Below are 14,192 nucleotides of genomic sequence, written 5' to 3' on the forward strand. Positions count from 1 at the left end.
CGCTCGACGGGTCAGGACGGAGCGTGCACGCGCTGCTGCGCGGCGAGGAGCCCGAGCTCCGCGATCGCCTCGACCGCGTCGGCGCCGTCGGCGAGCAGGTTCGGCAGCGTCTTCTTCTCGGTCGGCGAGAAGTCACGCAGCACGTAGTCGGCGGGGTCCTGGCGTCCCGGGGGTCGGCCGATGCCGATCCGCACCCGGGTGAACTCGTTCGTGCCGGTCGCCTTGATGATGTCGCGGAGGCCGTTGTGGCCGCCGTGCCCGCCGCTGCCCTTGAGCCGGACGGTGTCGTACGGCAGATCGAGCTCGTCGTGCACGACGATGAGGTCCTCCGGCGTCGCACTGTAGAACCCGAGCACGCTCGAGACCGGGCCACCGGAGGTGTTCATGAAGGATCCCGGCTTCGCCAGGACCAGCTTCGGTCCGCCGGGCACCAGGCGCCCCTCGGCGACCTGGTTCGGCGTCTTGTGCTTCTTGAACGTCGCGCCCATGCGGGCGGCGAGTTCGTCGAGGACCATCTGGCCGACGTTGTGACGGTTGCCCGCGTAGCCGGGCCCGGGGTTCCCGAGCCCGACCACGACGAGGGTCGTCCCTGTCATCAGCGTCGGCCAGACGATCCGCGAGCGGGGTGTTACTCGGAGTCGACCGGGGCGGAGCCGCCCTCGGTGCCGGCCTCGGCGCCCGCCTCGGCAGCGGCCTCGTCGGCGGCGTCGTCGTCAGCCGTGCCACGCGGGGTGACGATCTGGACGACGAGCGCCTCACCGTCGGTCTCGAGCTCGGCACCGGCCGGCAGCTCGAGCTGCGAGGCCAGGACCTGTGCGCCGTCCTCGAGGCCCTCGACGTCGACGGTCACGTGCTCCGGGATGTCGGTCGCCTCGACGAGGAGCGAGACGGACGCGAGGTCCTGGACGTGGATCGTGCCGGAGAAGGACTCGCCCTCGACGACGACGGGGACGTCGACGGTGACCTTCTCGCCACGGCGCACGACGACGAGGTCGATGTGCTCGATGATCTGGCGCACCGGGTCGCGCTGGACGTCCTTGACGAGGGCGAGCTGGGCCGCACCCTCGATGTCGAGGTCGACGACCGCGTTGGCGGTACGGACGAGCAGCATCGTCTCGTGGCCCGGGAGGGTGATGTGCTGCGGCTCGGTGCCGTGACCGTAGACGACCGCGGGGATCTTGTCGGCGGCGCGGAGCTTGCGCGCAGCGCCCTTGCCGAACTTGGTGCGGGTCTCCGCTGCGAGCTTGGTGTAGTCGGCCATGGTGCCTCCTGGTGTCGGGGTCGACGCCGGGGTGCCGGCATCGGGGGGTCTGTGGTGTTGCAACTCGAACGCGTGCACGCGTGAGGAACGCTCCCAGGACTGGGCCGGGTCTCCCTACCGCGTCGATCACGGCCGCGCGCAGCGCGGCCCTCGCCGAAGTCGGTTTGTGAGTCTAGCAGGGGTGGTCGGGCGTGTTGCACCGGCCTCAGCGACCGACGTCGCGGCGGTGGTGCTGTGCGGCGCGCAGGAGGTCCCGTGCGCGGTCGCTCGCCTCCTCTGCCTGGTCGCGCGCGTACTCTGCCCGCTCGACCGCGGCGCTGGCCTCGGCGAGCTGCCGTTCGAGGTCGGCTCGGCGGCCCTCGGCGGCCTCGAGGTCCTGCTCCGCGGTGTCCAGTGCCGCGTCGGCGTCGCGTGATCCGGCGCGCGCCGCGGCCTCCGCCTCGCGAGCGGTACGGCGCTCGGCAGCCGGGTCGACGCGAGGCTCAGGCTCCTGCTCCGGCTCCGGCTCCGGCCTGGAGGCGCGGCGCCCCTTCCGCGATCGGCGCGCGCTGGTGATCGGGATGGGTTCTGCGTCGGTGCCGGACCACGCGTCCGGCACGGCATCGGGGTCTGCCAGCGCTCCGTCGAGGTCGACGGTGTCGAACCCGGCGCTCTCCAGTGGTCGGACGAGCAGCCCCGATCGGACGGCGGCGCCAGCGTGCTCGTCCGCCATCGCGGCCTCGATCGTCGCGCGGACCTGGTCGAGCGCCGCCGGCGTCACCGGGTGCCCGGCATCGGAGGCGAGGTCCGCTCCGGCCTGCGCCAGCGCCGCGACCACCTCCGACCGCTGGCGGCGCAGTCGCTTGATCTCGTCCGGGTCCGCGTCCGCCTGGGCCCGACGGATCGCCGGCCCGAGGTCGACCGCCTCGTCCAGGGCACCCTCGTGCGCGAGCAGGTCGACCACCCACGCGGCGGGCGCGGGCTTCCGCAGACCGCCGATCCGGGTCGCGAGCGCTCGGTCGTCCTTCCGGACCGACCGCTGCCGCGCGGTGCGTTCCCGCACGAAGTCCGGGGGCGCGACGAGGAGCAGTTCCCTCGCCACGTCCGCGAACTCCACGCCCCCAGCATGCCCGTGCTGCGACGCGGGCCTACCAGTCGTGGACGGTGCCGTCGGCCAGGCGGTTGAACGGCAGGTACGCCTGCTCGTACGGGTACTTCCCCGCCTCGTCGAGGTCGAGCGTCACGCCGAGGCCCGGCTCGTCGCCCGGGTGCAGGTAGCCGTCCGTGAAGGTGAAGGTCTGCCGGAACACCTGGTTCGTCCGCGGTCCGTGCTGCATGTACTCCTGGATGCCGAAGTTGTGGATCGCCAAGCCGAGGTGCATCTGCGCCGCGAGGCCGACGGGCGAGATGTCGGTCGGCCCGTGGAACCCGGACTTGATCTGGTACATCGCCGCGTAGTCCATCGTCTTCCGCAGCGGGGTGACGCCACCCATGTGGGTCACGGCTCCACGCACGTAGTCGATGAGCTGGTCGCGGATGATGTCCTTGAAGTCCCAGATCGTGTTGAAGACCTCGCCGATCGCGAGCGGCGTGGTGGTGTGCTGCCGGACGAGCTTCAGCGCCTCTTGGTTCTCGGCGGGGGTGCAGTCCTCGAGCCAGAACAGGTCGTAGGGCTCCAGGCTCTTGCCGAGCTTGGCGGCCTGCAGCGGGGTCATCCGGTGGTGGCCGTCGTGCAGGAGCGGCAGCTCGGGGCCGAACTCGTTGCGGACGGCCTCGAACACGGTGGGCACGTGCCGCAGGTAGGCCCGGGTGTCCCAGTCCTCCATCGCCGGGAACGCTCCGCGCTGCGCGGGCTCGAAGTCGTACCGGACGCCGGCGTTGCCCTCGGTCGTCTTGTTCGACGCGATGCCGTAGATGCTCTCGAGCCCGGGCACGCCGGTCTGCACGCGGATCGACCGGTACCCCTCGGCCTGGTGCTCGCGGATCGAGTCGAACAGCTCGGGCAACTCCTTGCCGGAGGCGTGCCCGTACGCCATCAGTCCGGTGCGCGACGCCCCGCCGAGCAGCTGGTAGAGCGGCATCCCGGCAACCTTGGCCTTGATGTCCCACAGCGCCATGTCGACGGCGGCAATCGCGGCCATCGTGACCGGTCCGCGGCGCCAGTACGACGACCGGTAGAGGAACTGCCAGGCGTCCTCGATGCGGCTGGCGTCGCGCCCTGCGAGCAACGGGACGACGTGCTCGGACAGGAACGCGGCGACGGCGAGCTCGCGGCCGTTGAGCGTGGCGTCGCCGAGCCCCGTGACGCCGTCCACGGTGGTGATCCTCAGGGTGACGAAGTTCCGGTCCGGGCTCGTGACGACGACCTCGGCCCGGTCGATGAGCTGCCCGCGGTCCGCCGACGCCCAGGTGTCCGGGCGGCCGGCGGTCGGGTCCGTCGCCGCGCCGCCGTCGGCCGCGCCGGGGACGGGCGCTGCCAGGTTCGTGGTGTCGGTGTCGGTCATGCGTGGACTCCTTCGTCGACGGTGCCGCGTGCGGATGCCACAGCGGCGCGGATGCGGTCGGCGGCCGCGGTGACGGCGGCCACCACGGGGGTGGTGTCGAGGTCGGGCGCGACGAACCCCAGGACGTCGTGCACGTCCGAGTCTGGCCCGGGCGCTCCGGCGTCGTCCACCAGCTCGGGCTGCGTGGTGCAGTGCAGCCACCAGGCGGCGAGCAGGGTCGCGGCTCCCGGACCGACGCCGGCACCCGGGTCGCGCTCGAGTCGCCGACGCAGGACGTCGACGACGCGGACGGGCAGCTTCTGCGAGCCGCCGGACGCGATCTGGCGCAGCGTGTGCCGGATGCGCGGGTTCGCGAACCGCTCGACGAGTGCGGCCCGGGAGGCGGCGACCTCGTCGTCGGGCAGCGGGAGCTCGGCGGCGGCCTCGTCCCAGAGCTGCTCGACGGCGCTCCGGCACCGGGGGTCGTCCATCGCAGCGGCGACGGTCTCGTGGCCGAGGAGCAGCCCGAGGTACGCCAGGAGCGAGTGCGAGCCGTTGAGCAGCCAGAGCTTCCGCCGCTCGTACGGGGTGACGTCGGGCACCAGTCGGACGCCGGCGGTCTCCCACGCAGGCCGGTCGATGCCGTCGAAGGCGTCCTCGAGCACCCACTCGGCGAAGGGCTCGGTGACGACGGGGACGCGGTCCCCAGCCAGTGCACCGGGCAGGTCGGCGAGCTCCTCGACGTCGTCGTCCGTGGTGGCGGGGGTGATCCGGTCGACCATCGACGACGGGAACGCGACCGTCGACCCGATCCACGCCGCGAGCTCCGGGTCCTCCGTCGCCCCGAGCACGGCATCGCGGAGCACCTCGCCGTTGTGCGTCAGGTTGTCGAGCGACGCCAGGGCGATCCGGCCGCCGCCGGCGGCCCGTCGGGCGGCGAGCCCGTCGACCAGCCGGGCCGGCACGTCCGAGCCGGCGCGGTAGCCGGCCTCGGTGACCGTCAGCGTGACGACGGTCGTCCCCGGGGACGCGACCAGGTGCCTCCAGGCCGTGTCGTCGCTGCCGGGGTGGGCCGCCACGATCGTGTCGACCACCTCGGCGGTGTCGCCGTCGGCCGCGCGGGTCACCAGCGTGTACCGGCAGTCCTGCGCCGACAGGGCCTCGGCCGCCGACGGCGACCGACCGGTGAAGGCCGTGATGCCCCAGGTCTCGCCGTCGACGCGGTGGGTGTACCAGGCGAGGTGGGCGCGCGCGAACGCCCCGATGCCGAGGTGCACGATCCCGGGACGACGGCTCATGCCGCCACCGGGGCCAGCGAGCGCAGGTAGGCGAGGTTGTCGGCGGTGCGCTCGGCGAGCGGCAGGTCGGTGGAGAAGTCCTCGATGGTGACCCAGCCGTCGTAGCCGTGCTGCCGCAGGGCGTCGAGGTACTCGGACACTGATGCCTGACCGTCACGGAGCGGTGCCCACTCGTTCCGCCAGATCCGGCTGCCGTCGGCACGGGTCTCGCCGGTGTCGACCCAGCGGGCGTTCTTGACGTGCGCGTGGGCGAGGTACGGGCCGAGGAGCTCGAAGGCGGCCAGGTGGTCCTCCTGCCCCTCGATCACGAGGTTGCCGAGGTCGTGGATGACGCCGACGTGCTCGGGGTCGAGGCCGTCCACCAGCCGGAGCGCGGCCGACGCCGACGGGGTGATCGTCATGTGGTGCAGCTCGACGAGCGCCTTGACCCCGAGGTCGGCAGCGCGTCCGGCGGCCCACTCGAGGTCGGCGCGCGTGCGGTCTAAGAGCTCGCCGTACGTGGCTCCCGTCCGCTCCCGCTCGCGCCGGTACCAGGGCATGGTGACCCGCACCTGGCGGGCCCCCAGCTCGCTCGTCACGCGGAGCATCGTCTCGACGCCCGCTCGGTCGGACACCGGCTGGTACCCGCCGACGCCGGAGTACTCGAGACCGGCCGCCTCGGTGGTGCGGGCGATCTCGCCGACCCGGTCCGCGATGCCGGTGTACTGCCAGGTCGACCGGTTGCCGGCCCAGAAGCCGGATGAACCGTCCTCGGTGCGGTCGTCGACGATCCGCCACTCGATGCCGTCCCAGCCCTGCTCGGCGAGCGTGGATGCTGCCTGTGACGGGGTCCAGTCGGGTGTGGACGCGGTGAACACGGAGAACTTCATCGGGTGGCTCCTTCGGTGACGGCGGCGGTGGACGGGGCCGCGACGACCGGTTCGACGTCGTCGTACTCCCCCGCGATGACGTCGTCGATCCGGACCGGACGCCCGAGCGTCGCGCTGACGTAGAGCCCGCGCACGGTGGCGAGCGACACGAGGGCGTCGTCGACGGTCACGCCGGGGTCGCGGCCCTGCCGGATCGCGGCGACGACGTCCGTGTACTGACGTGCGTGCCCGGCGGCGAAGTGGTCGGGCTCCGCCGGGCCGCCGACGACGTGCTCCGGTGGGACGACGTCGTGCTTCTGGTCGACGGCGTCGGCGACCGCGGTGGCGTTGGCCGTCGTCGAGGCCGACTCGAGCGTCGTGGCGTCCGGCGCGACGTGGAAGTACGCGAGCCGGTCGTCGTCGACGATCGCCGAGCCGTGCGTGCCGTACACCGCGTAGCGCGCCGAGAGTCCCGGGTACGCGGCGGTCGTGCAGTGGATCACCCCGAGGGCGCCGTTCCGGAACCGGACCGTCGCGACGGCGGTGTCCTCGACCTCGATGCGGTCGTGCGCCAGGAGCCCGACCTGCGCCGAGATCTCCTCCGGACGGCCGAGCGCCCAGACGAGCAGGTCGACGGTGTGCACGCCCTGGTTCATCACCGCGCCGCCGCCGTCGAGCGCCCAGGTGCCGCGCCAGTCACCCGAGTCGTAGTAGCCCTGCGAGCGGTACCAGGCGACGCTCGCGACACCGGAGGTCACCGTGCCGAAGTCGCCCCCGTGCGCAGCCCCCGCGACGGCGACCGACGCCGGGTCGAAACGGTGCTGGCTGATCACGCTCGTGACGAGCCCCCGCGATCGGGCGGCCGCGGCGAGCGCCGCGATCTGGCGGGCCCGGGGCATCGTGGTGTCGAGCGGCTTCTCGATGACGACGTGCTTGCCGGCGGCGAGCGCCGCCTCGGCCAGCTGGACGTGCATGCCGGACGGGGAGCAGATCGCGACGACGTCGATGTCGGTCTGCGCGATGGCTTCCTCGATGGTCGCGGTGGTGATCGGGCGGTCGGCGCCCGCGGCCTCGAGCTCGTCGGCGGCGCCGGTGGCGGCCGCAGGGACGGCGTCGACGAGGGCGACGACCCGCAGGTCCGGGTGCTGCAGCGCGACGCGGGCGTGGTGGCGTCCGATGACGCCGGCGCCGACGACCGCCAACTTCAGTGGGGTGCTCATCGCAGGGTGACTCCGATCTGGTCGGTGAGGGAGCGGAGGGCCCGTCCGGCACGGCCGAAGGCCGCGGGACCGGAGAACCCGCCGAGGGAGGTGAAGTCGCTGAGGTGCGGTTCGAGGGAGGCGTACCCGGAGTACCCGGCATCGCGCAGCGCGGTGAGGGTCTCGAGGAGTTCGCCGTCGCCCTCCCCCGCCGGGACCACCGAGGCGTCCGCGGTGAGGGCGTCCTTGACCTGCAGGTAGTCGACGTACGGTGCGAGCTGCGCCCATCCGTCGGTGAAGGGTCGGACGCCGCACTGCACGTAGTTCGCGTTGTCCCAGGCGAGCCGGAGCGCGCTCGACCCGACGCTCTCGACGATGTCGAGCACACGCTCGGGCACGTCGCCGTAGATGTCCTTCTCGTTCTCGTGCAGCAGCGTGACGCCCTCACGCTCGGCGAGGTCGGCGAGCGCCCGCATCCGGACCATGACGTCGTCGCGCACCTCGTCGGCGGTGCGGCCGTCGAAGTAGAACGAGAAGATCCGGATGTTCGTCGTGCCGAGGGCGTGGGCGGCGGCGATCGCGCGGCCGAGCCGCTCGACCTCGTGCTCGACGGGCCGGTCGACGACGACCTTGCCGATCGGCGAGGCGATGGCGGAGACGGTCTGTCCGCGCTCCTCGAACAGGCGGTGCAGCCCGGCGAGCTGGTCGTCGTCGAGGTCGACGACGTTCGTCCCCCAGGCGCTCCGCACCTCGATCGCGCTGGCGCCGAGCGCCTGCAGCACCGCGACCTGGACGACCGGGTCGGCGTCGATCTCGTCGCCGAAGCCGGAGAGCTCCCACGTTGGCTGGTCGGTCATGGCATCCCCTTCGTGGGACGGACTGGAGGCGCGGGGCGGGCTGGCACCGCGCCTCCCGTCCGTCGTCTGGTTGCGATCGCTACTTGACGGAACCGGCGGTGAGCCCGCCGACCAGGTAGCGCTGGAAGATCAGGTAGAGCGCGACGACGGGGACGGCGCAGACGATCGAGGCGGCCATCATCTGGCCGTAGATCGGGACGGCGCCGCCCTCCTGGGCGGTGCCGAGCACCTGCAGCACCACGGCGACCGTGCGGGTGTTCGGGGTCGTCATGATCGTGCTGAAGAGCACGTCGTTCCAGCCGAGCAGGAAGGCGAAGATCGCCGAGACGACGATGCCCGGCCACGAGAGCGGCAGCACGACGCTCCGCAGGATGCGGGTGCTCGACGCGCCGTCGATGCGGGCCGCCTCCTCGAGCTCCTTCGGGAGACCGCGCAGGTACGTGACCATCACCCACGTCGAGAAGGGCAGGGCGAAGGTCAGGTAGGTGACGAAGAGGCCCCAGCGGGTCCCGATCACCTGCACGCCGGTGGCGCTGGCGATGTTGGCGAACACGACGAAGACGGGCAGGAGCAGCAGGGTGCCGGGGATGGACTGCAGGGCGAGGAGCCCCCGGAGGATCGTCAGGCGGCCGAGGAACCGGAACCGGACGAGCACGTAGGCGGTGGACACGGCGAGCGCGGCACTCGCGACGGCGACCGCACCGGCGGTGAGCAACGAGTTCACCAGCCCCTGCCCGAGCGCCACCGTGTCCCAGATCGCCACGTAGTTCGACAGCGTGAACTCGGAGGGGAAGTACTCGCCGCGGGCGACCGCGACGTCGGAGTTCACCGAGCCGAACAGGATGTACAGCACCGGGACGGCGATGAACGCGACGAGGAGCACGATCACGGTGACCAGCAGCCACCGGGGCAGCAGCCGGGTGACGTCGGTGTCGTACGGACGCTTCGGGCGCTTCGCGCCGCCGGCGGTGATGCTCTCGGTGAGCGTCGCGGTGGGGCGGGTGCGGGTCTGGCTGAAGGCGCTCATGCGCGGGCTCCCTCGATGTCGGCGGCGGCCGGAGCGGCGAGTACGGCGCGGTCGGCGCGGCGCTGCTTCCGGGTGGGGCCCGCGTCGTCACCGGTGTCGAGCCGGACGGCCCGCAGGTAGACGAAGAGCGGGATCGCGACGATCACCAGCGAGCAGATCGCCATCGCCGCGGACAGGCCGAAGCGGAACGACTGGAAGCTCGCGATGTACGTCAGGACGGGCATCACCTCGACGCTCGACGGCAGGGGGTTCCCGAACAGCACGAACGGCAGCGTGAAGTTGTTGATGTTGTGCAGGATCGAGATGATGACCGCCAGGCTGAGCGGGCCGCGCAGGTACGGGAACACGATGTAGCGGAGCTTCGCCCACCACGTCACGCCGTCCAGTGCTGCGGCCTCGTGCACCTCGTTGTCGACCGCCTGCAGCCCGGCGAGCGAGAGCAGGTAGACGAACGGCCAGCTCGTCCAGACCATGACACCGGCGAGTGCCCAGTAGGACGCGGAGCCGTTCAACCAGAGGACGTCGGTGCCGAGCACGGTGTTCACCACGCCCTGCGGCTGGAGCATCGTCCGGAAGAACGTCCCGACGACGAAGGCCGGCAGCACGTAGGGCACCAGGTAGATCGACCGGACGAGCCCGCGACCGGGGAACCGGTTCTGCGTGGACACCGCCGCGGCGACCCCGATCGGCACGGTGACCGCGGTGACGAGCACGGACAGCGACACCGAGATCCAGATCGAGTGCAGGAGCGGCGAGTCGGTGAAGGCCTCTGCGAAGTTCGCGAACCCGACGAAGGGGGCGCTGAACCACTGGCGGAGGGTGTACTGGTCGAGGTCGAGCATCGCGATGTACACGCCGACGAGCAGCGGGACGACGATGACGGCGAGCATGAGGACGCCGCCGGGCAGGAGCATCCACAGCGGACGCTCGCGCTTGACCAGCGGGGTCGTCCCGTGCGGGCGGACCGCGCGCGGGGTCTCCCGGGGGGGCCGGGCCTGCGTGGTGGTCATCACAGCCCTCCGTTCTTCTGGCGGTCGAGCGTTGCCTGGGCGTCCCGCTGCGCCGCTGCGAGGCGCTTCCGGAGCTGGTCGTCGCTGACCTCGCCGCTCTTCAGCGACGGGATCGACTGCACGACGACGTCGACGAGCGAGAGCTGCACGTCCGACCACGCGCCGGTGAAGGCGGTGGGCTTCGACAGTTCGCCGGCGCGGACGATGGGGGCGAGGTCGGGGTTCTGCTCGGCGATGCGGTCGGCGGCGACGGAGTTCGTCGGCAGCTGCCCGAAGAGCTCGAAGTAGCGTTCCTGCGCCTGGGGCGACGACACCTGCTTGACGAACGCGAACGACAGGTCCTGCTTGGAGCCGTAGTCGGCGACGACGAGGTTGTCCCCGGACAGGATGCTCGCCGCCTCGATGCCGTCGGCGGGGCGCTCGGATGCACCCGGCGGCACGGTCGGCAGCAGGGCGTACTCGTACTTGCCGTCCACCGCGGAGCCCTTCAGCGAGTTGAGCGACGTCGTCGTCGTCATCGGGAAGAACGCGGCCTTGCCGTCGGCGAACTGCGCGAGGGCCTGCGGGTTGTTCCAGCCGATCGCCGCGGGGTCGACCACGCCGTCCTTCGTCACCCAGTCGAAGTAGGTGCGGTAGGCCTGCTCGACCGCGGGGGCGTCGATCTCGGCCGTGCCACCGTCGACGATCGTGTTGCCGGCGTTCTGCGCCATGCCCCACACGAACTTCCACGGGTCGAACCCGTCGGCGTAGGCGATCGCCATGCCGTAGGTCCCGTCACCGGTGGTCTTCCGGGCGTCCTCGGTGAGCTGGTCCCATGACGTCGGCAGGTCCGTGATCCCGGCGCGAGCGAGGAGCTCGGTGTTCACCGCCATCACGAACGGCCGACTGGCGAACGGGATCCCGATCTGCTTCGACGTGCTCGGTCCGGAGATGCCGAGCGACGCCGGCGCGAACTGGTCCTTGCCGCCGACCGCCTCCCACTGCTCCGCACCCATCTCGACGAAGGCGCCGGTGGCGTAGGCCGTCGGGGTGAAGGTCGTCCCGATCGCGTACACGTCGGGACCCTGTCCGGAGATGACGCTGGTCTGGATCGCGGTGAGTTCCTCCTGCGGGGTCGAGTAGGTCTCCCACTGGATGTCGGCGCCCGTGGTCCGCTCGAACTCGGCGGCGGTCTCCCGCTGCCACTGCGCCCGTTCCTTCGGGTAGGTCGTGTCCGCGCCCATCATCACGCGGAGGGTGTCCGGGTCGTCGCCGCTGCCGTCCACGATCGCGCAGCCCTGCAGCGAGAGGGCGGCGACGGCGACGACGGCGGCACCGACCAGGACGCGGGTCCTGCGTCTTCCTGTGCTCATGCGGGGGTGTCCTCCTCGACATCTCCCCCGGGCGACGGTGCCCGGGACGGCGGCTGCGCTGCCGACGTGCCACCACTGTCCCGTTCGTGGCAACAAACGGCAACCGGTTGCCACTTGTTGCCAACCCGGCCTAGCTTCGCCTCGTGAGCAGCGCAGACACGGACACCTCGCGGCGGGTGACCATCCGGGACATCGCCGATGCGACCGGGGTGGCACCGTCCACCGTGTCGCGCGCGCTGTCGCTGCCGGACCGCGTGAACCACGCGACGCAGCAGCGGATCCAGCAGGCGGCGCGGGAGCTCGGCTACGTCCCGAACTCGCAGGCCCGGGCGCTCACGTCCGGCCGGACCCGGGCGGTCGCCGTCCTGGTGTCGGACATCACGAACCCGTTCTACTTCGACGTCATCCGGGGCACGCAGCACCAGCTCGCCGCCGCCGGCTGGACGCAGCTGCTCGTCGACACCGAGGAGTCCGCCGAGGCCGAGGTCGCCGCGCTGAGCGCCGTCGCCGGCAAGGCCGACGGTGCCGTACTCACCGCCTCCCGCCTGTCCGACGCGCAGATCGCCCGGTTCGCCGAGCGCACGCCGCTCGTCGTCGTGAACCGACGTCCGGCCGGGGTGCCGTCGGTGCTCATCGACACCCCTGGCGGGGTCGAGCAGGCCGTGCAGCACCTCGTCTCCCTCGGGCACCGCGACGTGCTGTACGTCGCCGGGCCGGACAGCTCGTGGTCGAACGAGCGCCGCTGGCGTGCACTCGTGCGCGTCGCGAAGCATCTCGGGGTGCGGGTCGCACGGATCGGTCCGCACGCGCCGTTCGTGGACTCGGGAGCAGCGGCCGCCGACGCCGCCGTGCACGCCGGAGCGACCGCCTGCATCGCGTTCAACGACCTCATCGCGATCGGGATGCTCACCCGGCTCCGGGAGCGCGGCATCCGGGTGCCGGAGGACATGAGCGTCGTCGGCTGCGACGACATCTTCGGCGCCGACTTCTGCAACCCGCCGCTCACGACGATGACCTCGCCGATCGAGCGTGCCGGACGGGTGGCGATCCGGATGCTGCTCGGACGGCTGGATGCCCTGCCCGCCGACGAGCTGCCGGGCGAGCACGCCTCCGGCGCCGTCGCACTGCCCACCCACCTGACCGTCCGGGGGTCCACGGGTCCGGCACCCGCGCGTCCCCGCTGACCTCGACCGGTCCCGTCCCGTCCCGCCCAGCCCGCCTCGCCCGAAGGAGCCGATGATGTCCTCCACCAGCACCACCACGCCGCTCGCGCCGCACCCCGACCGGCTGTTCCCGGCCGACCCGGGCGCCCGTGCCGTCGCGCGCACGGTGTACGACGCGGTCCGCGACCTGCCGATCATCTCGCCGCACGGGCACGTCGACGCGGCGCTCATCGCGGACGACCAACCGTTCCCGGACCCCGCTGCGCTGCTGGTGACACCCGACCACTACGTCCTGCGCCTCCTGCACGCCAACGGCGTCGGGCTGCAGGACCTCGGACGCCCCGACCACTCGGGCGCGCACCCGCTCCCCGACGGCCGCGAGGTCTGGCGCCGCCTCGCCGAGCACTGGGACGACTTCACCGGCACGCCGGTCCGCTACTGGTTCGAGACGGAGCTCCACGACGTCTTCGGCCTGACCGAGCACCCGTCGGCCACCAACGCCGACGAGCAGTACGACCGCATCGCAGCGGCGCTGGCGACGCCAGCACTCCGCCCTCGCGCACTGTTCGACTCCTTCGGCATCGAGGTCCTCGCCACCACCGACGGTCCCGCCGACGACCTCGCCGCGCACGCGCGGCTCGCTGCCGACCCGTCCTTCACCGGGCGGGTGCTCCCCACGTTCCGCGCCGACGCCGTGTTCGACCCGTCGCGTCCGGACTGGAGGCACGTGGTCGCGTCGATCGGCGAGGCGTCCGGCATCGACACGGGTACCCACGACGGGCTGCTGGCGGCACTGCGGGACCGGCGTCGGTACTTCATCGAGCACGGTGCGACCGCGACCGACACGGGGGTGCTCGACGCGGGGTCGACGCCGCTGTCCGCGGCGGAGCGCGCGCGCATCCACGCGGCGGCGCAGCAAGGGCCGTCGGGTGTCACCGCGGCCGAGGCCGTCGCCTACCGTCACGACATGCTCTTCCGGTGGGCCGAGATGAGCGTCGAGGACGGCCTCGTCATGCAGCTGCACCCGGGGGTGGTCCGGAACCACCACGCGCCCACGCTCGAGCGCTTCGGCCCGGACACCGGACACGACCTGCCCGCGGTGGGCGCGTTCACCGAGCCGCTCCGCCCGTTGCTCGAGGCGTTCGGGACCACACCGGGCTTCCACCTCGTGCTCTTCACGGTGGACGAGACGGTGTTCTCGCGGGAGATCGGGCCGCTCGCCGGCTTCTACCCGGCGGTGTACGCGGGAGCCCCGTGGTGGTTCATCGACACCCCGGCGGCGATCGGACGCTACCGGGCGGCGGTGACGGACTCGGCCGGGTTCACGAAGACCTCGGGGTTCATCGACGACACCAGGGCCTACTGCTCGATCCCGGCCCGGCACGACATGGCCCGTCGGGCGGACGCGGCGTACCTGGCGTCGCTCGTGGTGACGCACCAGCTCAGCGAGGAGGACGCGGTGCACACCGCGCGGCGGATCGTGTCGGACGTCCCGAGGGCGACCTTCAAGCTCTGATCGGAGTCAGGTTCGTATGTGACATGCAGAGTGTTCGGCGCTGCGGTCCTCGCCGTCACAGGGTGGGGCGTCCGTCGTCCACCCTGATCCCGATCGAGGAGCGCCATGTCCCGTCGCCCGTCGCCCGAACGTCACCCTTCGCCGACCCCTCGCCCTCCGACCCCTCGCCCTCCGTCCGCTCGTCGTGTCCCGTCGGTCC

Annotated in this window: 13 protein-coding genes; 2 read left to right on the forward strand and 11 right to left on the reverse strand. The window is 72.1% G+C overall.

Features of this window, described 5'->3' with window-relative positions; translation table 11 throughout:
* Positions 1-11: 11 nt before the first annotated feature.
* The 11 genes from pth to QUG98_RS02015 all read right to left on the reverse strand — a co-directional run bounded on the left by pth (position 12) and on the right by QUG98_RS02015 (position 11,314).
* Positions 12-596, reverse strand: coding sequence for an aminoacyl-tRNA hydrolase (gene pth, locus QUG98_RS01965; RefSeq protein WP_058730119.1), 585 nt, complete (start codon positions 594-596; stop codon positions 12-14).
* Between the two features lie 32 nt (positions 597-628).
* Complete coding sequence (locus QUG98_RS01970) at positions 629-1,261, reverse strand: 50S ribosomal protein L25/general stress protein Ctc (protein ID WP_289468951.1); 633 nt, start codon at positions 1,259-1,261, stop codon at positions 629-631.
* 205 nt (positions 1,262-1,466) lie between these two features.
* Positions 1,467-2,357 (reverse strand): hypothetical protein, encoded by an 891-nt coding sequence (locus QUG98_RS01975; protein WP_289468952.1) that lies wholly within the window; start codon positions 2,355-2,357, stop codon positions 1,467-1,469.
* Positions 2,358-2,388: 31 nt separating this feature from the next.
* Positions 2,389-3,744 carry a D-mannonate dehydratase ManD gene (manD, locus tag QUG98_RS01980; protein ID WP_289468953.1) on the reverse strand — a complete coding sequence of 452 codons (1,356 nt, stop codon included), beginning with the start codon at positions 3,742-3,744 and terminating at the stop codon, positions 2,389-2,391.
* Positions 3,741-5,021 (reverse strand): mannitol dehydrogenase family protein, encoded by a 1,281-nt coding sequence (locus tag QUG98_RS01985; RefSeq protein ID WP_289468954.1) that lies wholly within the window; start codon positions 5,019-5,021, stop codon positions 3,741-3,743. Before QUG98_RS01985 ends, manD begins: the two co-directional genes overlap by 4 nt.
* The gene (locus tag QUG98_RS01990; RefSeq protein ID WP_289468955.1) at positions 5,018-5,890 is read right to left on the reverse strand and encodes a sugar phosphate isomerase/epimerase family protein; all 873 of its coding nucleotides are present in this window, start codon (positions 5,888-5,890) and stop codon (positions 5,018-5,020) included. Before QUG98_RS01990 ends, QUG98_RS01985 begins: the two co-directional genes overlap by 4 nt.
* Positions 5,887-7,089, reverse strand: a complete 1,203-nt coding sequence (locus QUG98_RS01995) for a Gfo/Idh/MocA family protein (protein ID WP_289468956.1) — start codon at positions 7,087-7,089, stop codon at positions 5,887-5,889. The genes QUG98_RS01990 and QUG98_RS01995 overlap by 4 nt, the downstream gene beginning before the upstream one ends.
* Entirely contained in the window at positions 7,086-7,925 is an 840-nt protein-coding gene (locus QUG98_RS02000) for a sugar phosphate isomerase/epimerase family protein (protein WP_289468957.1), read from the reverse strand. Before QUG98_RS02000 ends, QUG98_RS01995 begins: the two co-directional genes overlap by 4 nt.
* Before the next feature lie 79 nt (positions 7,926-8,004).
* On the reverse strand, positions 8,005-8,952 hold the full coding sequence (locus tag QUG98_RS02005) for a carbohydrate ABC transporter permease (RefSeq protein ID WP_058728941.1): 948 nt from the start codon (positions 8,950-8,952) through the stop codon (positions 8,005-8,007).
* Positions 8,949-9,962: a carbohydrate ABC transporter permease gene (locus QUG98_RS02010; protein WP_289468958.1), complete on the reverse strand. Its 1,014-nt coding sequence runs from the start codon at positions 9,960-9,962 to the stop codon at positions 8,949-8,951. The genes QUG98_RS02005 and QUG98_RS02010 overlap by 4 nt, the downstream gene beginning before the upstream one ends.
* Positions 9,962-11,314: an ABC transporter substrate-binding protein gene (locus tag QUG98_RS02015; RefSeq protein ID WP_289468959.1), complete on the reverse strand. Its 1,353-nt coding sequence runs from the start codon at positions 11,312-11,314 to the stop codon at positions 9,962-9,964. The genes QUG98_RS02010 and QUG98_RS02015 overlap by 1 nt, the downstream gene beginning before the upstream one ends.
* Before the next feature lie 143 nt (positions 11,315-11,457).
* On the opposite strand from QUG98_RS02015, the gene QUG98_RS02020 reads away from it, so the two are divergent.
* Both QUG98_RS02020 and uxaC read left to right on the forward strand, forming a co-directional pair.
* Positions 11,458-12,498 (forward strand): LacI family DNA-binding transcriptional regulator, encoded by a 1,041-nt coding sequence (locus QUG98_RS02020; protein WP_289468960.1) that lies wholly within the window; start codon positions 11,458-11,460, stop codon positions 12,496-12,498.
* Between the two features lie 55 nt (positions 12,499-12,553).
* Positions 12,554-13,993, forward strand: a complete 1,440-nt coding sequence (gene uxaC, locus QUG98_RS02025) for a glucuronate isomerase (RefSeq protein WP_289468961.1) — start codon at positions 12,554-12,556, stop codon at positions 13,991-13,993.
* Positions 13,994-14,192 lie beyond the last annotated feature (199 nt).

The sequence above is a fragment of the Curtobacterium subtropicum genome, from assembly GCF_030362975.1.
Lineage (GTDB): Bacteria > Actinomycetota > Actinomycetes > Actinomycetales > Microbacteriaceae > Curtobacterium > Curtobacterium subtropicum.

Excerpts from the sequence above, each read along its gene's own strand:
- QUG98_RS01990 (WP_289468955.1), bottom strand. The coding sequence starts at position 5,890 with ATGAAGTTCTCCGTGTTCACCGCGTCCACACCCGACTGGACCCCGTCA.
- QUG98_RS02000 (WP_289468957.1), bottom strand. The coding sequence starts at position 7,925 with ATGACCGACCAGCCAACGTGGGAGCTCTCCGGCTTCGGCGACGAGATC.
- pth (WP_058730119.1), bottom strand. The coding sequence starts at position 596 with ATGACAGGGACGACCCTCGTCGTGGTCGGGCTCGGGAACCCCGGGCCC.
- QUG98_RS02010 (WP_289468958.1), bottom strand. The coding sequence starts at position 9,962 with ATGACCACCACGCAGGCCCGGCCCCCCCGGGAGACCCCGCGCGCGGTC.
- QUG98_RS02015 (WP_289468959.1), bottom strand. The coding sequence starts at position 11,314 with ATGAGCACAGGAAGACGCAGGACCCGCGTCCTGGTCGGTGCCGCCGTC.
- QUG98_RS01970 (WP_289468951.1), bottom strand. The coding sequence starts at position 1,261 with ATGGCCGACTACACCAAGCTCGCAGCGGAGACCCGCACCAAGTTCGGC.
- QUG98_RS01985 (WP_289468954.1), bottom strand. The coding sequence starts at position 5,021 with ATGAGCCGTCGTCCCGGGATCGTGCACCTCGGCATCGGGGCGTTCGCG.
- uxaC (WP_289468961.1), top strand. The coding sequence starts at position 12,554 with ATGTCCTCCACCAGCACCACCACGCCGCTCGCGCCGCACCCCGACCGG.
- manD (WP_289468953.1), bottom strand. The coding sequence starts at position 3,744 with ATGACCGACACCGACACCACGAACCTGGCAGCGCCCGTCCCCGGCGCG.
- QUG98_RS01995 (WP_289468956.1), bottom strand. The coding sequence starts at position 7,089 with ATGAGCACCCCACTGAAGTTGGCGGTCGTCGGCGCCGGCGTCATCGGA.
- QUG98_RS02005 (WP_058728941.1), bottom strand. The coding sequence starts at position 8,952 with ATGAGCGCCTTCAGCCAGACCCGCACCCGCCCCACCGCGACGCTCACC.